This is a genomic window from Paenibacillus gansuensis, assembly GCF_042684925.1.
In the GTDB taxonomy this organism is placed as follows: Bacteria; Bacillota; Bacilli; order Paenibacillales; family DY6; genus Paenibacillus_N; species Paenibacillus_N gansuensis.
The window spans coordinates 21,170-41,763 of the sequence record NZ_JBHUME010000012.1 but is presented as its reverse complement, the minus strand read 5'-3'; the positions used below and the strand labels follow the sequence as shown (position 1 = coordinate 41,763).

General features: G+C 45.5%; 33 protein-coding genes. All 33 read right to left on the bottom strand.

Going from position 1 to position 20,594, the window contains the following annotated elements; genetic code table 11:
• Nucleotides 1-8: 8 nt before the first annotated feature.
• Nucleotides 9-344, bottom strand: a complete 336-nt coding sequence (locus tag ACFSUF_RS18975) for a DUF2577 domain-containing protein (protein WP_377605429.1) — start codon at nucleotides 342-344, stop codon at nucleotides 9-11.
• A gap of 10 nt (nucleotides 345-354) precedes the next feature.
• The gene (locus ACFSUF_RS18970; RefSeq protein WP_377605428.1) at nucleotides 355-1,377 is read right to left on the bottom strand and encodes an XkdQ/YqbQ family protein; all 1,023 of its coding nucleotides are present in this window, start codon (nucleotides 1,375-1,377) and stop codon (nucleotides 355-357) included.
• A gap of 4 nt (nucleotides 1,378-1,381) precedes the next feature.
• Entirely contained in the window at nucleotides 1,382-1,798 is a 417-nt protein-coding gene (locus ACFSUF_RS18965; protein WP_377605574.1) for a hypothetical protein, read from the bottom strand.
• Nucleotides 1,799-1,819: 21 nt separating this feature from the next.
• Entirely contained in the window at nucleotides 1,820-3,730 is a 1,911-nt protein-coding gene (locus ACFSUF_RS18960; RefSeq protein ID WP_377605427.1) for a hypothetical protein, read from the bottom strand.
• Between the two features lie 195 nt (nucleotides 3,731-3,925).
• Nucleotides 3,926-4,315, bottom strand: coding sequence for a phage tail assembly chaperone (locus tag ACFSUF_RS18955; RefSeq protein WP_377605425.1), 390 nt, complete (start codon nucleotides 4,313-4,315; stop codon nucleotides 3,926-3,928).
• Between the two features lie 14 nt (nucleotides 4,316-4,329).
• Nucleotides 4,330-4,758 carry a phage tail tube protein gene (locus tag ACFSUF_RS18950; protein ID WP_377605424.1) on the bottom strand — a complete coding sequence of 143 codons (429 nt, stop codon included), beginning with the start codon at nucleotides 4,756-4,758 and terminating at the stop codon, nucleotides 4,330-4,332.
• Nucleotides 4,759-4,774: 16 nt separating this feature from the next.
• A complete protein-coding gene (locus ACFSUF_RS18945) occupies nucleotides 4,775-5,821 on the bottom strand; it encodes a phage tail sheath subtilisin-like domain-containing protein (protein ID WP_377605422.1) in 1,047 nt (348 codons plus the stop codon).
• 13 nt (nucleotides 5,822-5,834) lie between these two features.
• On the bottom strand, nucleotides 5,835-6,257 hold the full coding sequence (locus ACFSUF_RS18940) for an HK97 gp10 family phage protein (protein WP_377605420.1): 423 nt from the start codon (nucleotides 6,255-6,257) through the stop codon (nucleotides 5,835-5,837).
• Nucleotides 6,250-6,672 carry a phage tail terminator family protein gene (locus ACFSUF_RS18935; protein ID WP_377605418.1) on the bottom strand — a complete coding sequence of 141 codons (423 nt, stop codon included), beginning with the start codon at nucleotides 6,670-6,672 and terminating at the stop codon, nucleotides 6,250-6,252. The genes ACFSUF_RS18940 and ACFSUF_RS18935 overlap by 8 nt, the downstream gene beginning before the upstream one ends.
• A complete protein-coding gene (locus ACFSUF_RS18930; RefSeq protein ID WP_377605416.1) occupies nucleotides 6,672-7,295 on the bottom strand; it encodes a phage head closure protein in 624 nt (207 codons plus the stop codon). Before ACFSUF_RS18930 ends, ACFSUF_RS18935 begins: the two co-directional genes overlap by 1 nt.
• Complete coding sequence (locus tag ACFSUF_RS18925) at nucleotides 7,292-7,570, bottom strand: hypothetical protein (RefSeq protein ID WP_377605414.1); 279 nt, start codon at nucleotides 7,568-7,570, stop codon at nucleotides 7,292-7,294. Before ACFSUF_RS18925 ends, ACFSUF_RS18930 begins: the two co-directional genes overlap by 4 nt.
• Entirely contained in the window at nucleotides 7,554-7,790 is a 237-nt protein-coding gene (locus tag ACFSUF_RS18920) for a hypothetical protein (protein ID WP_377605412.1), read from the bottom strand. Before ACFSUF_RS18920 ends, ACFSUF_RS18925 begins: the two co-directional genes overlap by 17 nt.
• Nucleotides 7,791-7,828: 38 nt before the next feature.
• Entirely contained in the window at nucleotides 7,829-9,031 is a 1,203-nt protein-coding gene (locus ACFSUF_RS18915; protein WP_377605410.1) for a phage major capsid protein, read from the bottom strand.
• A gap of 31 nt (nucleotides 9,032-9,062) precedes the next feature.
• Nucleotides 9,063-9,695 carry an HK97 family phage prohead protease gene (locus ACFSUF_RS18910; RefSeq protein WP_377605408.1) on the bottom strand — a complete coding sequence of 211 codons (633 nt, stop codon included), beginning with the start codon at nucleotides 9,693-9,695 and terminating at the stop codon, nucleotides 9,063-9,065.
• A complete protein-coding gene (locus tag ACFSUF_RS18905) occupies nucleotides 9,652-10,875 on the bottom strand; it encodes a phage portal protein (RefSeq protein WP_377605406.1) in 1,224 nt (407 codons plus the stop codon). The genes ACFSUF_RS18910 and ACFSUF_RS18905 overlap by 44 nt, the downstream gene beginning before the upstream one ends.
• A 14-nt stretch (nucleotides 10,876-10,889) precedes the next feature.
• Nucleotides 10,890-12,629 carry a terminase large subunit gene (locus ACFSUF_RS18900; protein ID WP_377605404.1) on the bottom strand — a complete coding sequence of 580 codons (1,740 nt, stop codon included), beginning with the start codon at nucleotides 12,627-12,629 and terminating at the stop codon, nucleotides 10,890-10,892.
• Nucleotides 12,622-13,008 carry a hypothetical protein gene (locus tag ACFSUF_RS18895; protein ID WP_377605402.1) on the bottom strand — a complete coding sequence of 129 codons (387 nt, stop codon included), beginning with the start codon at nucleotides 13,006-13,008 and terminating at the stop codon, nucleotides 12,622-12,624. Before ACFSUF_RS18895 ends, ACFSUF_RS18900 begins: the two co-directional genes overlap by 8 nt.
• 123 nt (nucleotides 13,009-13,131) lie before the next feature.
• Nucleotides 13,132-13,425, bottom strand: a complete 294-nt coding sequence (locus ACFSUF_RS18890) for an HNH endonuclease (protein ID WP_377605400.1) — start codon at nucleotides 13,423-13,425, stop codon at nucleotides 13,132-13,134.
• A 3-nt stretch (nucleotides 13,426-13,428) separates the two neighbouring features.
• On the bottom strand, nucleotides 13,429-13,563 hold the full coding sequence (locus ACFSUF_RS18885) for a hypothetical protein (RefSeq protein WP_377605398.1): 135 nt from the start codon (nucleotides 13,561-13,563) through the stop codon (nucleotides 13,429-13,431).
• Between the two features lie 177 nt (nucleotides 13,564-13,740).
• Nucleotides 13,741-14,286 (bottom strand): site-specific integrase, encoded by a 546-nt coding sequence (locus ACFSUF_RS18880; protein WP_377605396.1) that lies wholly within the window; start codon nucleotides 14,284-14,286, stop codon nucleotides 13,741-13,743.
• Between the two features lie 469 nt (nucleotides 14,287-14,755).
• A complete protein-coding gene (locus ACFSUF_RS18875) occupies nucleotides 14,756-15,115 on the bottom strand; it encodes a hypothetical protein (RefSeq protein ID WP_377605394.1) in 360 nt (119 codons plus the stop codon).
• Between the two features lie 421 nt (nucleotides 15,116-15,536).
• Complete coding sequence (locus tag ACFSUF_RS18870) at nucleotides 15,537-15,692, bottom strand: DUF6906 family protein (protein ID WP_377605392.1); 156 nt, start codon at nucleotides 15,690-15,692, stop codon at nucleotides 15,537-15,539.
• Nucleotides 15,693-15,721: 29 nt separating this feature from the next.
• On the bottom strand, nucleotides 15,722-16,015 hold the full coding sequence (locus tag ACFSUF_RS18865; protein ID WP_377605391.1) for a hypothetical protein: 294 nt from the start codon (nucleotides 16,013-16,015) through the stop codon (nucleotides 15,722-15,724).
• Between the two features lie 27 nt (nucleotides 16,016-16,042).
• On the bottom strand, nucleotides 16,043-16,276 hold the full coding sequence (locus ACFSUF_RS18860; RefSeq protein ID WP_377605389.1) for a hypothetical protein: 234 nt from the start codon (nucleotides 16,274-16,276) through the stop codon (nucleotides 16,043-16,045).
• Nucleotides 16,273-16,464: a hypothetical protein gene (locus ACFSUF_RS18855; protein ID WP_377605387.1), complete on the bottom strand. Its 192-nt coding sequence runs from the start codon at nucleotides 16,462-16,464 to the stop codon at nucleotides 16,273-16,275. Before ACFSUF_RS18855 ends, ACFSUF_RS18860 begins: the two co-directional genes overlap by 4 nt.
• A complete protein-coding gene (locus ACFSUF_RS18850; RefSeq protein ID WP_377605385.1) occupies nucleotides 16,457-16,729 on the bottom strand; it encodes a hypothetical protein in 273 nt (90 codons plus the stop codon). The genes ACFSUF_RS18855 and ACFSUF_RS18850 overlap by 8 nt, the downstream gene beginning before the upstream one ends.
• Nucleotides 16,730-16,735: 6 nt before the next feature.
• Nucleotides 16,736-17,029, bottom strand: a complete 294-nt coding sequence (locus ACFSUF_RS18845; protein WP_377605383.1) for a hypothetical protein — start codon at nucleotides 17,027-17,029, stop codon at nucleotides 16,736-16,738.
• A gap of 12 nt (nucleotides 17,030-17,041) precedes the next feature.
• Nucleotides 17,042-17,191, bottom strand: a complete 150-nt coding sequence (locus tag ACFSUF_RS18840) for a hypothetical protein (RefSeq protein ID WP_377605381.1) — start codon at nucleotides 17,189-17,191, stop codon at nucleotides 17,042-17,044.
• Nucleotides 17,192-17,199: 8 nt separating this feature from the next.
• Nucleotides 17,200-18,627: a replicative DNA helicase gene (gene dnaB, locus ACFSUF_RS18835; protein WP_377605379.1), complete on the bottom strand. Its 1,428-nt coding sequence runs from the start codon at nucleotides 18,625-18,627 to the stop codon at nucleotides 17,200-17,202.
• Nucleotides 18,593-18,955, bottom strand: a complete 363-nt coding sequence (locus ACFSUF_RS18830; RefSeq protein WP_377605377.1) for a replicative helicase loader/inhibitor — start codon at nucleotides 18,953-18,955, stop codon at nucleotides 18,593-18,595. The genes dnaB and ACFSUF_RS18830 overlap by 35 nt, the downstream gene beginning before the upstream one ends.
• Nucleotides 18,924-19,808: a hypothetical protein gene (locus ACFSUF_RS18825; protein ID WP_377605375.1), complete on the bottom strand. Its 885-nt coding sequence runs from the start codon at nucleotides 19,806-19,808 to the stop codon at nucleotides 18,924-18,926. The genes ACFSUF_RS18830 and ACFSUF_RS18825 overlap by 32 nt, the downstream gene beginning before the upstream one ends.
• Nucleotides 19,809-19,978: 170 nt before the next feature.
• Nucleotides 19,979-20,293 (bottom strand): hypothetical protein, encoded by a 315-nt coding sequence (locus ACFSUF_RS18820; RefSeq protein WP_377605373.1) that lies wholly within the window; start codon nucleotides 20,291-20,293, stop codon nucleotides 19,979-19,981.
• A gap of 15 nt (nucleotides 20,294-20,308) precedes the next feature.
• Entirely contained in the window at nucleotides 20,309-20,569 is a 261-nt protein-coding gene (locus ACFSUF_RS18815) for a helix-turn-helix domain-containing protein (protein ID WP_377605371.1), read from the bottom strand.
• Nucleotides 20,570-20,594: the final 25 nt, after the last annotated feature.

The following is a 20,594-nucleotide window of genomic DNA, read 5'->3' as shown; positions in this document are numbered from 1 at the left end:
CCTCCTTTTTACGTTAATGCGTCGATTACATACCATTGCCTTAAATTCTCATCAGGCATAATTAGCACTTGGTCGCCAGGTTTTAACGCGATCTTCCAAAGGATCATTTCATCTACCATAGACCCGTCGATGTTCTTGTACCTGTTAGGAATTTTGATTCCTTCCCTATATAGTTTGGGAACATATAGCTTGTCTTCGGTTATATGGATTTGGTCACCCCATCGTATTTTTAACGGAGTTGATGTTATTACCACACCGATTCTCGGCGCGGTGCTTGGCGGGTTCGCGTTCGCTTTATGCATTTCCACAAGCCGACGCGCCAGTAAATCTAAACTGTTGCTCATATGAACCTCCTTACTTCACTTCTTGAGGCAAGACGAGCTCAAGGTCCATCGTATGAAACTGATTTGCTACATTATGCTTAACGGACAAAATCATAAACCGGCCCTTCATTCCGGTTAATGGTTCAGAGACATCAAAAAGGCGACCAGCTTTAAATGCGGGATCGCCTATTAATTTGATAGTATTAGTCTCCTGGACTCTGGCCAATCGCTGTAGTAGAATCCGGGAAACTTCTCTTGCCTTAGCAGCGTCTTCAGCCTCGATCTTAAAGACTTCTTCAAGCAACCCATATTTTCGAATTAAGCCTTGATCTTCTGCGTTAGCAACTACTTCATATTTAGCCTTCCCGGCATTCTCCTTTCCGTTATCCCGCTCGATGAGGATCTTCACTCGGTTTCGTAAAGATTCAATGGTACGTGTACGGCTGGCACTTAACGGATTGGACAATACATCATACTCCGTCTCTAACTCGGATAAACGGAAGGTGCCTTTAATGACAAGATTTTTCATTTCCTCGAAGTAAATCTTGCCCTTCCGCATCTCGACATTAAAACGTTTCCCGGTCCGGCGTTCTTCCCTTTTGTAGATTTCTTCAATGATGGCTGCAGGACTCTTCTCTAAAAATATCTCATCAATGATGGTGTTCATTGTTGGGACGTTCCCTACAAGCATTCCAAAATCCTTCAGTATACGTAGGATTGCTTTTGAGGCCGGGACCTTGTTGAACTGGTAAACGCTTTTCGATTTTCCTAAGTACCATGCATAATCATAAACGGTGTATTTCATCGCTCCCCGATCTGCTTGGCCCTCAGTCACGACGATTCCCCTGTATACTTCCTCTTTGTCTTGCTTCAGGATAACAACATCACCCAGGTCAACGGGGTTCTTAGGAAGAAGTGTATTGTCAGCCCAAAATAATTCAAATTCAAGGACAGACATAAGAGATAAATTGGAGTCCCAAGAAACTGCGCCGATGATGGGAGTTAAGTTGAATATCTTGGAGCCGTCATTTTTGATCAAATTCATTGTAAACATGAAGTCACCTTCCTGTGCTTACGAATGGAAATTCGCTCATTTGCAAGGTATACTGGATATCCCCATCCGTAGCCATACCATGAGTAAAATCATCGATCACTACGGCCATGTTTTCTGTCTTCTTACCGCTTGAGTCAATGATAACGAGCCGAATGGGGATGCGAAGGCCTCTCCAACGTTCAATCGTATCAACATATTGCATTCCCCACATGGTTCTGTTCTGAAGGAAAGGATAGTTGTGTCCGGCAGCTGGGAAGAATGATGATATTTCAACAGAACGCAAACCTTTTAGGCCGATGATATTCAGAGTTTGCTTTAAGCCATCAACCTGAGTGTTTTTCCACGGGCCTGGTATCGAGTACATGTTCGGCGGTACCGGCAGCTGCAGCACCTCTTTATTGTTCTTTATGCTTAGAAACACCTTAATCAAGCTACCACCGCCTTATACTCCATACATGTGCCTTTCCACTCTGGCCAGCAAGCCGTCCGCAATATCCATACCAGTCTTATTACCTTTAAGGGTCTCGGTATTTTTTCCGGTCGCATTGGTGTTTTTGCCTGTTTCCTCCGTGTTTTTAGCCAGTGCTGCAGTATTTTCCTTTAGAGCCTTTGTCAGTGGGTCGTCATTCTTGCCTTTCTTCTTATCCTTTTCTGCCTGGACCTTGCTGACCTGCTTCATGATAGCATCGTCACTGAATTTCGCGCCGCCAAAATTAACTTGGGGGAATACGTTGAATCCGCTGTCCCATTTTGGTTTTTCAGCATTTGCTTTAGCTCCGCCAAAACTAACTTTCTTCATGCCCTCAAAAGAGAGCTCATTAGCAATGGTGCCAAGTCCTAACGATTTAGAAATGCTATTCGCTTTACCGATCAGCGAGTTAATTCCTTCTAAGGACTTATTTATCATAGAGTTAACTAACCCTATAAATCCGTTTACGCCTGCTTCACCCGCTGTCAGGATGCCATTCCAAATGCTTTTGCCAGCGTACTCAATACTGTCCCAGGCATACTTATAAATTTTCATCATGAAGTTAGCAAAAGTGAAGTACTTATTGACTGCCCATTCGGCTGCACCCACGACTGTGTTCCAGGTTCGCATTCCCGCCAGCTTGACTTGTTCCCAGTTCTTGACCACATAAATACCAGCTATCACTAGCAATCCAAGTAACGTGATGATTACACCTATGGGGTTTGCATTCCATGCAGCATTTAATAATCGCTGTGCTCCAGCCAAGATGCTAATTTGACCAGAAGCTACAAGGGCTGCTGTACCCATAAAGGCAGTACTTATAGAGGAAAAGGTCGCCTCTTTACCAAAGACAGCAGTCCAAAAGGCGGCACCCATGGCAGATACCTTGTATGCTGTAAAGGAAGCAACAATACCGTATATAATCGGTCCAATCAATGTCCAGTTGTTTCTAAAAAACTGATATGTGCCGCTAGCTATATCTGAAACTGATTTGATACCTGCAGCAACCCGTTCAATCCCACCGTTCGCGGCCCATGAAGTTACTGCGCCGGCTGCCCCTTCAACCCATGTAGTAATTTGAGGCAGGTACTGGAGGAAGACTCCGGCAAACTCGGTCTTCACTTTCAAATAAAGCAAACCTACAGCGTCCTCTATACCGCCCATAGCATTAGCGACTTGCGCGAGCTTCCCCGCATCAGTCTGAGCTAGTGCCTTATTAACCCCGCCAACATTCTTCGAGATAACCTCTGCTAACGTTGCAGCTCGCTGTTGTTCAGTTCCATGCTTTAGCATCTTCTCTTGAGCTGCGGTAAAACTTATGCCGAGCTTAGATAAAGCCCCGGTCTGTCCATCCATTACTTTTCCAAATAAATTACCTACGGATACGGCGTCACCTTGTGCCGCTTTGACACCTTTCGTTTGAGCTAGTAGATCGTTCATACCCGGCATCAGTTTTTTGATGGTGTCTGACTGTAAAGAGAAAGTTGCCAGTTGCTGAGATCCTGCCAGGGTAACATCGGCAGCGACAACACCGCTTTTCTCCAATTCATCTGCATAAGTCTTCACTGACTCAATTTGTGCATTTGTGGCTCCTACCGTTCCTTTCATGATGGTAGCCAGCTTTGTAGATGCTTCAGTCATCGCTTCAACGCCCTCGACTGACCTGCCTACAAATTCCGCAGCAGCGCCTAAGCCAAAAAAACCAGCAGCAACGCCAGCAACTGTAACTATCCCAGTCCGAAGTGAAGTCCATGTATCATTACCAGTTTGTTTTAAGTCCTGTAGGTCCTTTTTATACTTCACGGTACCTGCGCTAATTTTACCGAGAACACTGGAAACACCATCCTTGAGCGTCATCGTCTTGGATATATCCTTGGCTCCCACAATTCCCACCTCCTAATGCACAAAAAAAGAGCCGGGGTTACCGGCTCTCATCCCTTTTCGCTTCTTCTTCAAAATACAGTAACATGGATGCTTTCATAAAAAGTTTTCCCGCTGCATCTAAATTAAGCAACTCCGATAGTGGGTGACCCCTGTTGCTGAAATGATGCATCATATACAGGTCACTATCGGAGTTGATTAGTTTTTTAGATCCGTGATCATCTTCTTAACGCCATCGCCATAACCGGCCAGCTGCAGTGCATGTCCACTAATAGCTCCAATTTCGCCCGGCTTGAAGATCATGTCGACAATATCCGTTGGCTCAACGCAGCCATAGGCTTTAAGTAGTTCCGGATCTTTCAGATTCGGTTCAATCACACAATTGTATACTACGAAAGGATCTGACATTTCCCTTTTCATGTCATCCTGGGCCATCTCTATCGCCTCAAGAGCGAGTGCCCTACTGGGCTCCTCGATCACAATTTCTCCTTGCAATGATTCGATATGAAGCGTGAGTGTCCTCTTTGTTTTTTGTTTCAGCTGCTCTTTCTGAGCAATCAATTCAGTAATGGTTAACTTTTTACCCATATGAAATATCCTCCTTATGGCGCAATGGTATCAACCATCTCGTAGTCACTGAACGAGAATGGAATCTCTTCGCTGCCAAGTGTTTTCGTTTCGAATTTTAGAAGCATGAACTCGCCGATCGTTACATCATGTAAAGCAACCCTCTCGGAAACTCGGGTATCGGGATCTTCTACCTTGCCGACGATTTCCAATCGTGGATATATTCCTTTTCTAACGTTTTCAGCCATTTTCCGCTGAACGCGTGAGTATATTTTCTTGATTTTCATCTTGCCGTCGCTTTTCCATCCAGTTGCTTTTTGATAAGTCGCCCCGTCATTGGCAAAATTCACTTCTTCCCAGTTGATGGTGACTTTAGCTTCAAAGCTGTCGACTTCAGCCCATAATTCTCCATCAACCCACACACGTCCAAATGTGCCGTTAATGATCCGATTAGCTTTATGCAATTAGGACACCCGCTTTCTATGCAGAAATTTTAAAGTCTAAGTCTTCAACTGCATCCAAGAATTTAAGAGAACCAGATAGGAACACTTTGGCATCAAAGCTGGTTTCTTTGACCTTTTTCTCGTCCCATTCGCTTGTATCAGTTCCAATGGATTCCCATGCTTGCCGCTGTGCCTCGATATCTACTGCTACCGTGTTGGTGCCAGCAGCATCCAAGACCTCGCCTGTCAGGCCACGTAGGTATGCATTTATTGCGGTCAGGAACAGTACTTGATTGTCGTAACTGTTATTCACCTTGCCGACATATTCATTTTTGAACGTGCGTGTGATGTCTTCGACAACCAAGTCATGACCTTCGATAATCTTTATCTTTTGAAATGCTGCCTTTTTACCGGTTAGCGTTGTGAGAGAATTAACGCCACGACCAATCTTGATCTTCCCATCATCATTGATGAGGATCAGCTGGCCGGCATCAATGTCTGCGTCTGGATCGTCGCTCTCCGTTATTGACTCCACTTCCGGCAATTCGAAGAAAGTTGCACTGCGAGTTAAAGGTAATCCTGCCAGAATTCCCGCAATTCTAGCCGTGTATTCTGATGTTTCGTATGTTACACCGCCGACAAGGATGTCATCCGTTGTGAAGTTAATAATACCTTCGTGATCACTAACACTGTTCGGAAGTACAGCTTTAAAGATCTTTTTATTCGCCCGCCACGTTTTAATTTGTGTAGCAATATCCGGGACATCTGCAGCCGCAATACCAGGAATGGCCAAGTAGTTCCAACGCTTACCTCCTAACCTCGTAAGAGCATCGCTATATGTTGTTGCCGCCGTATCCAGTCTTTCGACAATGACCTTGGAGGGTCCGCCTAAAAACGCCTGCTTGATGTATGCTATATTATCTGCTGTCCAATCAGTCGTTTTGATTTCCGAAATTGATCGATATTCCTTTGTATCAAAAGCTCCGGCATTCTTTAGGATGAGGGAGACAACCCCTCTTTTACTACGTTCAATAGCCGAGACGGCTAAAGTGGAAAAAATAATATTAATTTCGGGCAAGCCCATTGCATTCACCCTTTCACAATTTGTCCATGATCCGGTCGAATTCGCGTTCTAGGATCTCATTCCATTGCTCGGAAACTTCGGCAGCCGCCCTATCAAATACATGGTAGCCTTCCTTAAATCCGAGTTCCTTCCCTGACTTATCCACGATCCTGTGTCCGTATTCAATGAGATGTCCATGCGGTGCGCCGGTGTAGATCCGAACCTTAAAGGATTCCTCACCCTCATCCATCCACACTTTCCCGCGCTTAATGGATCTCAAGTACGTTCCGGTTACCTTCTTGACCAGCTGCCTAGCCTTTCTAGCTACTATGCCGCGAGCCTTCGAGCCTGAGCGAAGCATGACTTGTCGGGCTTCCCGTGGAAATAGCTCCTGCAGGCTATCCAACTCATTTTTGAAGACTTCCACGTTGCTGTAGTCGATGTCAAATTCAGCCATTGAACTCCAGCTCCTCCATTAGCGGACCTTCCGGTGCCTGATCCTTTGACTCGTAATAAGAAAAATCAAACGAAAAGTGCAATACCTTGTCCACCACTTCGGTTGCGGCCCCGTCAATGGTGAAAACGCGGTCCCCAACAGGTAGCGTGAGTCCAAACTGCATCTCAAGCTTATCCTGAACGTCATAAACCTCTTCTTTATTCAGATTCCTGTCTTTCGGAAAGTACTTAATACGGCATGTCATATCCCGCATGATAGAAAACTGGTATTGCTGCGTCGAATTCGTCTCGATAGAAACATAGAAAGAAGGCCTTGGAAAGCCTTCTTCTATATCACTGCTTTGTATCGGGACTGTTGGGAATATTGTCTTGATAGCGTCGTTTACCGCCTTATTGATGTGTGCGCGGCTCAGCATTATGAATCCACCCTCTCAACACTCAACAGAAGCGTCTCATGACGGTTAAATGGATCTTCTATGAAGCGAATATCATGGCGATTACCGTCGATCATTAAGTACATATCCGGAGTAATACCAGCGCGGTACCGGATGGTAACGGTAAGGTTGTTGACCGTCTCTATGACATCATCCGCTGTATTTGATGAACCACCCTTATATTCAATTCTGGCAGGAACCGTGCACACCCGCTCCGGCACTGGTGAATCCTCACCCATACTGTTCTGGTTCAAAGTATAATGCCATAGTTCCACGCTGTCCCTAAGTTCAGATAGGTTGGTTTGTATGTCATTTACAGCTGAGCAGACCAATTCAAGCGTTCGACTTTTGGTTTCAAAGGTACGAATAACCTCATAGAGAACCCCGTTATGTTCCAGGCGGGGCTCTTTATGATACTCATCTGACCACACTACAAAAGTTGCCGAAGGCTGAATTGAATTCCCAATCGCTTGGTAATATTCGGACTGCCGGATGGATTTCATTTCCGCCAATATAGAGCGGTATTCACCCTCCTGAACAGAATCAACGTCGCCTGAGCTGACATAGGACAGCGGGATCAGTTGGATTAACTCAGCGAATCTCATGGCAGACTCACCGCCATGAGCTGGGGCAGCAAGATCACCGTGAAAGCTTCAGAGAACTTGACCTCACCGGAGTTGGAGTTCCACAAATCGGACACCCCAAGTGTCAGCGTTGCAACGCCAAGATCACTTTCAATTTGCTCAGCCGTAACCCCCGCATTCAACATGTACTGCCTAACCGCCAACATCTTGGCCATTAAATTTCCATCATTGTGGGTACCCGTTACGCTTAAGCCCGTTTTCACCTTTTCAAGCAGCTCATTATTCGTCAGCGGCAACGGGATCACCCGCAATAGCGGTTTCCGTCTCAACGCTAAATGGCACTAACACGATAGGAATGCCGCTCTTCATGGATTCGAAGCTCAGCTTTTCGGATAAGTGCTCATGTTCCTCAACTGTCAGAGGACGGTTTGCTTTCCAAAGGAGAACCTCGATGCCTCCAACATTCGCCTTTTCAGGCACATCATCAACATCTGGACTATTTGGTTTTTTAGCCACTTAAAATCACCCTTTCGTTATAGTTGAAAACTCCGCGATTAAGTCGCGGAGTATCCCCACAGTGTGAACGTTTGTTTAGGGAACATCGGACGACCGCCGCTGTACACCTTACCGCGCCACATCGTTTGGTCCTTACCGAACACATCATCACCGACGCTGGAAGACTCAATTGTAATTTCCTGAGACTCGTTCACGACATATTGCTTAATGTCACCGAACAGGATATCATCGATGGCCATTGCCGTTGTGAAGATGACTTCATGTCCGTCCAGGTAGAACTTCGTCTTCCCGTTCCCGGTCACAATAGGAATTGTGGTCGTGATTGGCGCACCGCCTGCATCGGTCATTTTCCGGAACCGGTTAAAGAATGTTTTTCGACGCATGATGAAAACTGCATCGTCTCCATACGGACTGTCTACTTCTGCTTCAATATCCATTAATTTATCCCAGTTCATCTGGGAGTAAGTCTTCTTGGCCGTTGGTGCAGCCGTAATGGACGGCACAATGCCCGTGAATGATCCAGCGTCGCCGTTAATAACCGCGCTGTCCAAATACGTTCCGATGTATTTACCCATTTCCATTGCGAGGTACGTTTCAAGTGCGGAAATACTGTTTTTCAGCAGTACGTTTTTCACTTTAATTGTTGCGACGATGGCTTCCTGCTCGATTGTTGCTTCAGTGAATGTAAAGTTGAGCGTCATCGTTCCGTCGCCGTTGTCCGTTGGTGCACCCGCTGTACCGATCGGAAGGCTTACATTACCGGTAAAACCGTATTTCGTAATTGCGGAATACACCTGACCGTATTTCGTAATGATGGACTGAATTGTATCCAGTGTGGTCTGAGGGACAAGGTACCCCGCTCCACTTGTGATGCTACCACCGTTCAGGTCAGTGATTGCCCGCTTACCCATCTCCATGATTTCGGTATCATCAGCAGAGACGTTCCGATTAATAAAGCTACGGTAAAATGCATCACGATATTTTGTAGAGCTTCTGAAATTCTCTGTTGTGATTTCTTGACCGCGCGGCATGTTGCCAGCTCCGCGCTGCTCTGGTGCGTCGGCCAGCTTGTCATCGATATCATCCATTTCTTCAGAAATGGTTCTCAGCTGCTCTGCGTATGAGTTCATTTCTTCTGCAGATGCTCCGCGATGATTTTTCACCTGTTCGCGGATCTCTTTACGTTTGGAACGAAGCTCCGACTTTCTGCGGCGAAGCTCAGCAATTTCTTTGTGTGTCATAGGGGTATTTCCTCCTCAGAATTTTAATTGATTACATGTATTGCATAAGCGTTGTCAGTGCCGACTGGAATGCAGCAGAATCTTCAGGTGCTGGTTCCGGATCGGGACTGTCATCGGCAGTGATCATAACCGTATCGTCGTATGCCGGGAACGGGAGTAAGCTGACCTCGTAGATCTCGTTTATTTTCGTTATAATGTCGATCTTGTTCGTCCAATCGGTTGCGATAATGGCTTTGCTGTCGAAGTAAAAGCTCATACCGTCAACGATTTCTCGGTCTACCCGGTCATGCACATAGTCATCAAACCATGTGCCTCCAATGGTGGCCTCTACAAACAGTCCCACATCATCAACCTCGACCCGCATGTTTTTTCCATTGCGGGCTAAAACCCAAGTGGGGTCATGATTCCAAAGAAGAACAAGCTTCGATAGGTCAACGCCTTCCAGCGCACTCTTGCTTATCTTCTCTTGCCACTCGCTTCCACGCCACGGCTGACCAAGGACATCAAACAAAATGGCGTACCCTCGCAATTTGCGAACAGGTACGCCACCTTCAACTTCCTCTGTAACGGCACGAATGCCGGCTTTGTCATCATTGTATTGCAAAGGCCTATGCCCGCGCTTATTCACCAGCGGGGACTTCTTTTCCTGTTCCGTTTTGCTCAAGATTATCACCTCCCCCCACAATTGCGTTTTGTCCAATCGCCATGAAGTTTTTCGATTCCATATATTGATCTAACTCAGGCGGCCCCTTAGGGAATGACAGCCTGCGGCGAACATCATTTCGATTCAACACCCCACCGAATAGCATTTCTTTGAAGAATGCAGTTTTTGCAGATAGGGTGCTGATTTCAAGATCAATCAGTTCGGCGCTGATCCGGTTGTTATGTCCTACCTCCGTGCTGCTAAAAAGCTTGTATGTCAGTTCTTCTTCAATCTGATACACAATCGGCTTAATGGTATTGTCGATAAACTGTTCATACACTAGCTCCGTGGCCGTGTGCGTAATGATCTCCTTTGAAGCTCCAAAATAGTTGTATAGATATCCAATGATGGCCTCCATTACTTCACGGTTTAGAGGTGAAAGCTTCATGTCTAACTTATGGACCTCATATTCAGCACCGATCATCCCAAAACCTGTTGTGTTCTCAGAAGTAAGAAATAGATCCTTGAACTCATCCAGCTTCTTTTTCATGTCCGTCGACTTCAGCGCTGTTTTCGCTTGCAGCAGTGCTGCGATACGTTGACTGTTCTTGCTGTCTTCAACAGCTTGATTTTGCATCGTGCCAACAATTTCGACATATCCGCTGGTGGCGTGCCGGGATGATCCGCCCTTTTCTGTCGGGAAGCGCTGAAGATGGATGATGTCATCGTAGTAGCACGAATATCGCTTCTCATACGGAAAGGTAATCACCGCTCGCCCATCCTCATCCTTATCAAACTCAAACCGAGTAAATGGCATAACATAAAGTGCCTGCAGCTGGCCTCGATCATCCCACTCTGGCATGATAAAAACGTTGTTGGAGAGCAGAAGCCTGGTAATCGCATACGTCCAAAACACCTGTGGAGATTGATAAGGGTTGGGCCTAATCGTAAGGACCCTCTGAACACTTCCTGGTACTATGGCTATATTCCCTTCGAAGTCAGAACGGACATGATAAAACGGAACACTGCTGACTTTTTCAGCAATGAAGTTAATCGTTGTTCTAACCTCCGGAATGTTGTAAAGATCACGACTTACGTTAAGCAACGGGGCTCCTCGGTTCATCAAATCAATGATCTGAGAAACCGTTGCCGTTTCCTTCCCTCTCCCAAGTATCCCGGTAACCCGTTTCCATACACTCAAGATATTTCACCTCCTCACGGTTGGTATAGTTCGAATTGATCCCGGACCTTAAGATAAGCGACATAAGCCATTAAGAACGATACATAACCATCAATCCTCCCTCTGCTCCTTGCTTTGTCCGGCTGGACGTTGTTGTTCACATCAATCCGGCCTGATGTATTTGTAACACACCAACGAAATAACCCGTTATGCCGATCGAAAACAATTGATCCGTCTTTAAAAAGGCTTCGTGTTTCTTTCATTGGTGTTGAAAGCGACCGCGCACCTTGGGCAACCGGGAAAGTAACGCCCTTATCCCCGTCCTCTTTTGGAAAGCCGCTTGTCTCCATATCATCTGCCCAGTCGCCACCATGCCAACGGTCATAACCGATTTTCCAAAAGGTAACGCCGTAAGTTTCTGCCAACTCTCTGTACCATGCAGTTACGTCTGTCTTTCTGACCATGCTCCCTTCACAGATATGCAATAGCTCCTTGTTCAGCGGATCAGTCGCATTGGTGGAGCAAAAGCTTTCATATGCCATTTTGTCGGCTTTGCTGTTTGTTTCCAGCCGCTGACGGGCAATGAAATATTTTTGAAACACATGCAGCTTCCCGCCAAATGGTACAAGTGCCGTAGCGCAACATAAGTCTGTCGTTTCGGCCAAGTCCACGCCGCCGACGGCATAAAGGTCCTGAATCATATTCAAGGACATATCGTCTACGCACTTATTAACCTCATGTAAATCGAAGTAGATTACGCTCGTTCCGCTGGCGCGATTAAGATGCTTTGCCAGAAAGCTTGGCATCTGGGCTGGATCTTCCAACGCCTTTTGATACTCGCCTTCCAGGTAGCTCATTGTCGGTCTAGCTTCATCCATGCCTGGGTTAGCTTTAATCCAGCAGCTTCTATCCGAAGGGTCATCATCGTCATCTATCCGGAAAATCATTGGGAACATACGCTCTTTGCTTTGACCGGATAGAACCTTTTGACACCTTTCCAGCACACTGTCGAAAATTCCCTCACGGATAAACCCAAACGTGCTGATGATTACGCCAAGCGGCTGAGTGCGAGCACCTACGGCTGAAGAGAATACGTCATAGGTGTTCCGCTGTGTAATAGCATGGCATTCATCGATCACATAGGCATGCGGGTTAAGTCCATCCTGAGAATTGCTATTTTTACTTCCTGCCTTAAGGTAACTGTTCGTTGGCTTAAAAAAGATCAGCTCGGAATTATCCTTGTCCCGTTTTGTTCGCCAATATCTTTTAGGATCTTCTGATGGTGTGAGGACATCGCTGGTTAAAAGGAAGCTCTTTGCATTGTCGTATACGATACCGGCCTGCGCCTTCATAGTAGCGAGGCACCAAACCTGAGCAGCCGGTTCACCATCAGCCATAAGCAGGAATAAAGCCATTGCTGAAATAAAGAAGGACTTTCCCCATTTACGAGCGACAAACAAAACAAGCTCCCGGAAGTAACGAACTTCCATTTGAAGCTCTTGGTCATACATTTTAAAACCAAAAACGCATGCGATAACATATTTTTGCTCAATTGTCAGTTCAAACGAATCCCCCGCCCATCTACCTTCGCGGTGTTTCATAAACGAACAAAATTCGATAAACGCTTCTACATCTGTGGGATCGTAATAAACAACCTTACTTCGCAGAAGACGCTCGACCAACCTCATGAGCGCTTTAATGTCGTTCCCATGTTTCTTCGGTTCTCTTTTCACATACTGGTGCCAGTTATAAATGAATTCCGGTGTGCTAGCCATGCTTCCTTACTGGAGTGGACTTCCTACCCATGATTTTCATAAAAGGATCTGCTTCATTCGTCTTCGGAGCCGAAGCTGGCACCAGCTCCATTACCTGCTTACATGCAGTGGTATAGTTCTTGATGGTCGCGTTGTAAATGGTGACAGCCGGTCTTTGACGGTCATAGGTAGCGTCCCCCTGAGAAAATGACTCCACTTCTCCGTAACAGTTGATGTCCGCTTCAAGATCCTCCAACGTAATTGCCATGAAGGCGATTCGTCGAATAAGGCCGTCCGCAGCAGAGAGTTGATCTTTGGACAGATTTTTTAGCAGACGCTTCAATCTGTTGAATTCCGTTTTAATCCTCTCTTCTCTTGTCTTCCCTGTCGATATCGCCATAACATCACTCCTTTCTGTCCATATATTCACAAGCGCTTGTAACTTTGGGGAGGGGGGTACAAATTTCACCCGCGAGTAAAAATGAAGCTCCCCAGTACGGTATAGACAATATGCTCCCAAAAGCTAACCCCCGGGGGGATACTCCGGAGGTAAGAGGAAATCCTGCAATCCGTTACTCCTGGAATGCTTATGGTTGTGGCAGTCAGAGCATAGATATTGGAGGTTGTCAGGGTTGTATGCTATGTTCCAATCATGCTTGTTATCGTCTGTCAGCTCTATGATGTGGTCAACCTCTTTACCCTTGACTACCTTGCCCTTCTTACTATGAAGCTCACAAAGGCCACCGGCCCGAATGATAGCAGTCCGCCTTGCCTTCTTCCATTCCGCTGTTGCGTATATCTCAGGATGCCTGGCCATTATTTAGTTCCACTCCTGCTGCTTGCCCTCTAATAGTGTCCAAGATTCACGCCACATGCGACGACGTGCCGCCCGTGCCTTACGAGTCTTGCGTACCTCATTCTTGGCTCTGATCTGCTTCCACAGCTTCTTAAGCATTGTTGCACCCCCCTCCTTGACAGGTTAATATTCGCATGAAATACGAACACTTTGTGAACGATTGAGTTATCCATAACAGATATTCTGTTTAACTGATGCGACTCTCGAAACCCTTGATTCTACTAGAAGAAAAGAGGTTTTCTAAAAACAGTTACACCTACCCGCAATATGCTGAACTCAACCTATTTTGAATCGTTTCATTACCGCATCCATGGAGTCTTGAAGCTCTCCAATATACCGTAATGTGATCTTCTCAGAGGAATGGTTGAAGTGATTCATTAACATTGCGATGTCCTTGTTCTGCTTGTAATGCCAATGACCAAACGTTTTCCGCAGAGTGTGACACCCAATTTCTGAAAGTCCAAAGTCATCAGCAATGCCTTGCATAATTTTATAAGCCATACTCCTACCGATCGGTCGGCTTGGTCCTTGCCTACTTTTAAACAAATACTCCTGAGGAAGCATTCCCTCGGTGTATAACCTAAGCTCTCTTTTAAGATTCGTTGTTATTAGAATTGACTTTTCCTTACGTGTTTTCTTTTCCCTAATCGTAATGTGAGTGCCTTGAACGTCACGAACTCGAAGTTTAAGGATGTCACTAATGCGAAAACCGGTGTTGATTCCAGTAAGGAAAAGCAAGTAGTTTCTTTTATTGGTTTGATTCAAGTGGTCCAGTATGTCGTTGATGATTTCGGCATCGCGAAGCGGCCTCACCGTATTCATCTTTGATCACCTTGCTTTTTCTTTCTCACACAAACCTGCTTACTACAGAACTGTTTTCCTTCCCATCTTCCCCATACACAACCACGGCATTGGGCCGGCTGTAGGTGGGCGTTGCTTTCTTGCCTTGCTTTTATTGCCGTCTTCACCGGCCCTCCTCCTCTCAATAAAAAAGGACTGCATGAGCAGCCCTTCAAAGTAACAAACGACAAATCACGAGAATCATGGTTTCTCGCATGGTACTTTTGGTGAAATAAAAGTTAGGGGTCTCAAACCCCGCCCCATCTCCACACCCTTGACGATAAACGTCTAAGGTTTGCCTTTTATAGTACAAACCCACAGCATGGCCGAGTACCTACGATGGTAAGGGTACAGTAGGTTCACCCGAGCTTGTTCAGCTCCTATGACCTTACTGTACCGTGTATTCACGGACATGCTGTGGACTTGTTTCGGACAGAAAATGGACATTATTTCACTCCAAGTATTTCAAAGTATTTGCAATGGACTCGATGCCTTCCATCAGCTTACGGTCCACGGTTTTTTCACAATAAAGAGGGAAACGAATAATGGTAGCAGCTCTTGAATTTCCTTGAACATACCTGTATTCGATAATCTTCTTCACATCCGCGTCAAGGATCTGTGCAATTGCACGCTCAATGTTCCTGGTGAATTTAAGGAGGCGGAGGTATAGTTCTTGTTGGAGTTGTGATTCAGGCGGGTTTTTCTCGAAATCATCAAATTGTTTTTTTCGTTTCGCATAGCTGGCAAGTTCTGATTTAGTCTTAACAATATCGGCCGGCGTGGCCTCCGGAAAAAGTACGTCCATATCCATAACAAGCATTCCTCTCATCCTTCCGATCATGGTACAATATGGATGAGTATAGAACAAACATTCCCCCGGTGACCCTATCCCCATAGGCCGGGGGAATTTCTTTATTGCTGACAATCTTCTAAATCGATCAGTTTCAATTGCTCCGCTGTAAAACCACACTTGCATCGGTGAACATCAGTTTTTAATTCAACCATATCACCGCCGCAGTCCGGACAAATAAGCTCTACCATGGTTCACCTCACAACTGCAGCTGATCCCCACAACCACTGCATATCCTTGTCATTACGCTGGATATATACTTTAGTTTAAAAGGTCCTCCTACTCCGCAATTCCGGCAATGCCCGGGCCTTTCACGAAGTGGCACGGAGGATTGGCTTGTCTTCTCTCTTGCCGAAGGCTTTTTTGCCATGTTCAGCAGCTCCTATACCGCAGGTATTACTCTCTTTGTGCCGGTTAAACGATGTACAAGGTGTAGCTGAGTTCCTACTGCCTTATAAACAAGCCAGTTATCTACATTTAATCCACAACCCTGAATAGTTTGCTTTTGTTTCAACGTGAGTGTTTTCCCGTTTTTCATACCCTATTTCCCCCAGGTTTCCTCAAGATTTAAAATAATTCCATTTGTCCAGCTTCTAGCTCTTCCATCCTTACATAGTTAGGAACTTCTTCCCAACTCCCCTGGAACTGATGCTCTCGAACAACTTTGTTTTCATAGACCGAATAATGATGAAATCTTCCTTCAATCCGGCATATGCAACTGTGTCTATATAACTTGTTCACAGCAATGACCTTGATGTCGTTGCCAAGTATATTCTGCATTTCGGCAGCATGTTCAAGCATTTGTGGTTTGCTGGCAATTACTGCATGACTGGACCCGCTATAAAAGGCTTCCCGCTTCATATAAGCCCTCCCCATGTTCCTCAATATTCATTTTGATACACGGCCCTTAAGCACCACATAGTCTCCTTTGAAACTAAAAGCTGATATGCCTTTTTCTGTTGGCCGGTAGAATACCTGGTTAAACTGTTCAACATAACCTCTATTTACAAGACCCTTGAGGATTGATAAATGTACCCCCGCCTGAGTTACTGGCCTACCTGCCTGATATCTTCTGTCAATAAGATTAAACCAAGCCTTGTGTTTCTTAGATACTGGCCTCATTGGATCATCTCCATCCATTCGGATAGTTGTTCTTCTGAAATGCTGGTGTATCGTGTAACATAACCCACACTTAATTCGCCATTCCTCACTCCTGCAACGAGTTGTCTAATCTTAGTCGCCAAGATTTGTTCCCGATCCATCTGCTGCAGGTTTTTAACTTGAATAGCATGCTCTTCCGAACTATACAAACACTTCACTCTCCTCCAGGCAGGATTCCTCCATTGCAAGCAGATGAAGGCTTCGTTTCTTCCTTTGATCATTCCGAGGTTTGTTTATCTCCTTGCCCAAGGCAACCAGCTTAATTCCGGCTTGGCAAACAGTATTACAATGCTTGTCTAGTTCAGATGTAACCCTATTAGTTTGTTTTTTCATATACTGCTTTTTATAGGAGCAACCTCTACAGTTCTCATCTATAATCATCCCGGCTAAAATTCTCATCTCACGCCGATCCATTGTCTACTAGCCCTCCTTTTTAAGACCAAGTGACAAATGTTCCTGTGTCAACTCGTCAATGCTTTGCTCTACACTAATCTCATGCATGCCATCCCAAGTTTCACGAATTTCTTTAGCCTTCTCTTGAACTGCTGCTACTTTAGCTGCACTTATGCCTGATGTACACTCCATAGCTTCTACTAAGTGTTTCTGACCTTTCCAGTAAGCTTGAGTATGAACCCAATTCATCCAAGACCAAAATTGTTCATGTGTCATGCCTTTCACGTTCTGAAATATTTTTCTGCGTTGAATGGCATTCATTGAAGATCCCCCTTAGTCCATAAGAATAATTCCACTGTTCACCCTTGCAATATCACTCTCTGTCGCTGGGCTTACTACAAATTGCCTTCCTTTAACGAAGATAATGCTTTCTTCTTTCACGGAGAGAATTAATTCCTCAAGTGTGGATACCTTGTCTTCCATTGCTTGGATTACCTCTTTCTATGCATGTCCGGTATTGGGGCGCTCGACTTACCGTATGCGATCTCTTGATGAGAGCGATCAAGTGACACGAATTTGTTGTAATTTTTAAGGAATATGAGCTCCACTGTTCCAACCGGCCCATTCCGCTGCTTTGACAGGATAATTTCAATGACGTTTTTCTTTTCTGATTCTGCATTGTAATAATCATCCCGGTAAAGGAAAGCGACTATATCAGCATCCTGCTCGATAGACCCTGACTCTCGAAGATCTGACATCATCGGTCGTTTGTCCTGACGCTGCTCTACTCCCCTGCTCAGTTGGGACAATGCGATAACCGGCACTTCTAGCTCACGGGCCAGCTGCTTAAGTGTCCTTGAAATCTCGGAAACTTCCTGCTGCCTGTTTTCACGGCGTCCTGTCCCTGAAATGAGCTGTAGATAGTCGATCAGAATCATGTCCAATCCTTGCTCTTTCTTCAACCTTCGGCATTTGTTGCGAATTTCAATGACGTTAATGGCTGGCGTATCATCGATAAATAATTTCGCATCACTAAGGGCACCCATTGACATGGTTACTTTTTCCCAATCATCTGGTTCAAGAAGCCCTGTGCGTAATCGAGAAGCATCTATATTGCCCTCGGCGGCTATCATCCTTTGCACCAGTTGGCTGGCACTCATTTCAAGACTGAATACCGCAACGGACTTCTTTGCTCGGATTCCTACATTTTGAGCAATATTTAAAGCGAAAGCTGTTTTACCAACTGATGGCCTTGCGGCTATGATTATTAGGTCAGAATTTTGGAATCCGCATGTCATCCGATCCAGATCAACGTATCCGGACGGGATCCCCGTTGCTTCCCCATTACTCCTGTTTGTGTACCTGGATTCAAGCTGCTCGAAGTTTTCTTTGCAGATATCATCGATTGTTCTGAATTCTCGTTTGCTTGCCTTTCTGTCAGCGAGTGCAACGCCTGTTTCCTGCATACTCATCAAAATGGCATCTGTACTATGTGTGTTCTTCGCAGTCAGCAATCTATCGGCCATTTCCATAATGGCAGCTCGATGGATGAAGGCATCCGTAACTGCTTTGGTATAATAAGACATCGATCCTTCGGAGGAGGAAGGCACTGAGGAGGCAAGTCGTGTCATGTATCCTAAACCGCCTACCGCGTCCAGTTCTTCCCTTTCTGTAAGCCTGGTACCTAGGGATACAATGTCAACTGGGTTTCCCTCGTCATTAAGAGATTTCATGGCTCTGTATAGCCGTGCATGTGCTTCGTGGTAAAATTCATCCCCACGAAGCTCGTCCAGCATACTTTCCAGTGCCTCCGGATCAATAATGGCTGCTCCTAGCACTGCCTGCTCTGCTTCAACGTTCCGCGGCAATTCCGTTAAGTCGATCTCAAGAATTCCTTGCTTTGCTCCATCCTTCGGCAAGCTGTCTCATCCTTTCTTTCACATGTGCTGGTGGTGGAACTGCCGTCTTCCTCCACTCTTCTACTTGGTCAAAGTGTTGCTTTGATGAGATGCGTAATTCCACATGAAACGCACTGCTTGGATCGCTCTTGAATGATCGGGAGAGATCGGCAATGGTAGGCGGAAACTTCTCGACAGCAATATGCTTAAGCAAGTTTTCTTGAGCCAAATCCGCAGGCACATCTTTCAGGAACTCCGCCCACAAGTCCATCTTGCTCAGGCCAGTATCAAAGTTGTTATAGGCTTGTTTAATAGTTTTAAAGAGCTCCATTACTTCCGATTTTTTCACGATGCTTCTCCTCCTCGATGAGCTTGTCCAACTCGTCCAACTGCTGTTGGTGCTTGCTTTTCCCACGGATGCTGCGGGGTCCAAGAGCGACTCCCCCGTACGGCACCAGTGGAGTTATGGATTGTTCCGTCTGTATCCTTGTCCACTCGTCATAGCAGCGAGGGACGCAATAATTAAAGCTTCGTATTTCATCACGCTTATGTTTCGGCACATACTCAGCAAAACTCTTATCAATACCAGTCTTAATTACATCCTCAGGGATTCCGTCTTGGATCATCTGCCTTATTTCAGCCTGGTCCTTCACACTGACTTGGAATCCCTTGCCACGTCGATGTATGAAATATCGTTCAATCACATTCGCAAGCTTTGCGGCATCAACTACATCAACATCTTTGTTTAACCCTGTTATATCTTTATTAGATCGGACACTTTTGTCCGTGAGATCGGACATTCTTGTCTGCTCTACTCCTATGAGTTCAGACATTTTTGTCTGATCAAAATCGTCAGTCCGGGCAAATTTGTCCGTTCTCTTCCTTTGAAATTTCTTGGAGTTTTTAACAGTGATGATCAGACCATATGGAGCGCGAGTCACCTTGATATAGTCATGCTTCTCAAGAGACTCAAGCCATCTGCTTACGGTCTTATCATCAACGGAGAATACTTTCCCTAGTTCGGATAGCTTCATCGGTTGATTTCCACGTACAACGCCCCAAGTCACCCCATCTTTCTCCACATCCTTGGTTGTTGAGCTGATACACCAAAGAAACAGCCACAGAGACTTTCCTATCTGCTTGTAATGCTTCGGTTCCAGCAGCCCGGAATATGTATCAAAAGGGTAACTATCAACTGACATACTAACATCCCCTTATTAAATGTCAGGACCGGGAGACACCCGATAATGATCCTAGAGCTTTTTTAAAACACCTTCCTGAGCAGTATAGATCCGGTCCGATTCGCCATACGCTCTGCCCTTTGAATAGAGGCTTTTGGCAGCAATCATTCGCACATTCGTCAACTTGAATCTTAAACGGCATGATATTCACCTCCCTTGCTTTCCGATTCCAAGGGAGCTATACTGTTTGTAGAGTTTTTTGATAAGTCTTTTTCTAAGTAGTCACCCTGGCCGGTGGCTATTTTCTTTTTCCCTGATGTCCGCTTTAATTGGCGGGCATTTTTCGTTTCCAGTTTTGCAAACTTGATTAACATGTTTAAGTAATCTTCCAGCTGATTGCGTTTATTCTGGTCATACCTTTCAGGGTACTTCTTAAGCCATTTCAAATTGTGCTTTGCATGCTTGGCCGCTTTTAATGCTTCCTTAGCCAATTTGTCCCTACACATAAAGAACCTCCTCATTTAAGCTACACCTACCGCTTGCAACACAGTTTGAACAGAATCGATGATCGAGGCAGGATCTACTCCATATAGAAAAGCAATTCCAGCTTCGGCGTTTCCAGTCACTTTCGTCCAATTTACAAATGTTTGAATATCGAGCACCTTCTGATTCTTCTCGAACTTGCTGATACAGCTTTGAGTTCTATGTAGTAAAGCAGCAAGTTTCTCCTGACTGATTCCTGCGCGCTCTCGGAAAGTCTTAAGTAGAGCACCGGTCGTCAATGTTACTCACCTCCATATTCCAAAT

Excerpts from the sequence above, each read along its gene's own strand:
- ACFSUF_RS18975 (WP_377605429.1), bottom strand. The coding sequence starts at position 344 with ATGAGCAACAGTTTAGATTTACTGGCGCGTCGGCTTGTGGAAATGCAT.
- ACFSUF_RS18970 (WP_377605428.1), bottom strand. The coding sequence starts at position 1,377 with ATGTTTACAATGAATTTGATCAAAAATGACGGCTCCAAGATATTCAAC.
- ACFSUF_RS18955 (WP_377605425.1), bottom strand. The coding sequence starts at position 4,315 with ATGGGTAAAAAGTTAACCATTACTGAATTGATTGCTCAGAAAGAGCAG.
- ACFSUF_RS18945 (WP_377605422.1), bottom strand. The coding sequence starts at position 5,821 with ATGGGCTTGCCCGAAATTAATATTATTTTTTCCACTTTAGCCGTCTCG.
- ACFSUF_RS18940 (WP_377605420.1), bottom strand. The coding sequence starts at position 6,257 with ATGGCTGAATTTGACATCGACTACAGCAACGTGGAAGTCTTCAAAAAT.
- ACFSUF_RS18935 (WP_377605418.1), bottom strand. The coding sequence starts at position 6,672 with ATGCTGAGCCGCGCACACATCAATAAGGCGGTAAACGACGCTATCAAG.
- ACFSUF_RS18930 (WP_377605416.1), bottom strand. The coding sequence starts at position 7,295 with ATGAGATTCGCTGAGTTAATCCAACTGATCCCGCTGTCCTATGTCAGC.
- ACFSUF_RS18915 (WP_377605410.1), bottom strand. The coding sequence starts at position 9,031 with ATGACACACAAAGAAATTGCTGAGCTTCGCCGCAGAAAGTCGGAGCTT.
- ACFSUF_RS18900 (WP_377605404.1), bottom strand. The coding sequence starts at position 12,629 with ATGGCTAGCACACCGGAATTCATTTATAACTGGCACCAGTATGTGAAA.
- ACFSUF_RS18895 (WP_377605402.1), bottom strand. The coding sequence starts at position 13,008 with ATGGCGATATCGACAGGGAAGACAAGAGAAGAGAGGATTAAAACGGAA.
- ACFSUF_RS18890 (WP_377605400.1), bottom strand. The coding sequence starts at position 13,425 with ATGGCCAGGCATCCTGAGATATACGCAACAGCGGAATGGAAGAAGGCA.
- ACFSUF_RS18885 (WP_377605398.1), bottom strand. The coding sequence starts at position 13,563 with ATGCTTAAGAAGCTGTGGAAGCAGATCAGAGCCAAGAATGAGGTACGC.
- ACFSUF_RS18880 (WP_377605396.1), bottom strand. The coding sequence starts at position 14,286 with ATGAATACGGTGAGGCCGCTTCGCGATGCCGAAATCATCAACGACATA.
- ACFSUF_RS18875 (WP_377605394.1), bottom strand. The coding sequence starts at position 15,115 with ATGGATATGGACGTACTTTTTCCGGAGGCCACGCCGGCCGATATTGTT.
- ACFSUF_RS18870 (WP_377605392.1), bottom strand. The coding sequence starts at position 15,692 with ATGAAAAACGGGAAAACACTCACGTTGAAACAAAAGCAAACTATTCAG.
- ACFSUF_RS18865 (WP_377605391.1), bottom strand. The coding sequence starts at position 16,015 with ATGAAGCGGGAAGCCTTTTATAGCGGGTCCAGTCATGCAGTAATTGCC.
- ACFSUF_RS18860 (WP_377605389.1), bottom strand. The coding sequence starts at position 16,276 with ATGAGGCCAGTATCTAAGAAACACAAGGCTTGGTTTAATCTTATTGAC.
- ACFSUF_RS18850 (WP_377605385.1), bottom strand. The coding sequence starts at position 16,729 with ATGGATCGGCGTGAGATGAGAATTTTAGCCGGGATGATTATAGATGAG.
- ACFSUF_RS18845 (WP_377605383.1), bottom strand. The coding sequence starts at position 17,029 with ATGAATGCCATTCAACGCAGAAAAATATTTCAGAACGTGAAAGGCATG.
- ACFSUF_RS18840 (WP_377605381.1), bottom strand. The coding sequence starts at position 17,191 with ATGGAAGACAAGGTATCCACACTTGAGGAATTAATTCTCTCCGTGAAA.
- ACFSUF_RS18825 (WP_377605375.1), bottom strand. The coding sequence starts at position 19,808 with ATGTCAGTTGATAGTTACCCTTTTGATACATATTCCGGGCTGCTGGAA.
- ACFSUF_RS18820 (WP_377605373.1), bottom strand. The coding sequence starts at position 20,293 with ATGTGTAGGGACAAATTGGCTAAGGAAGCATTAAAAGCGGCCAAGCAT.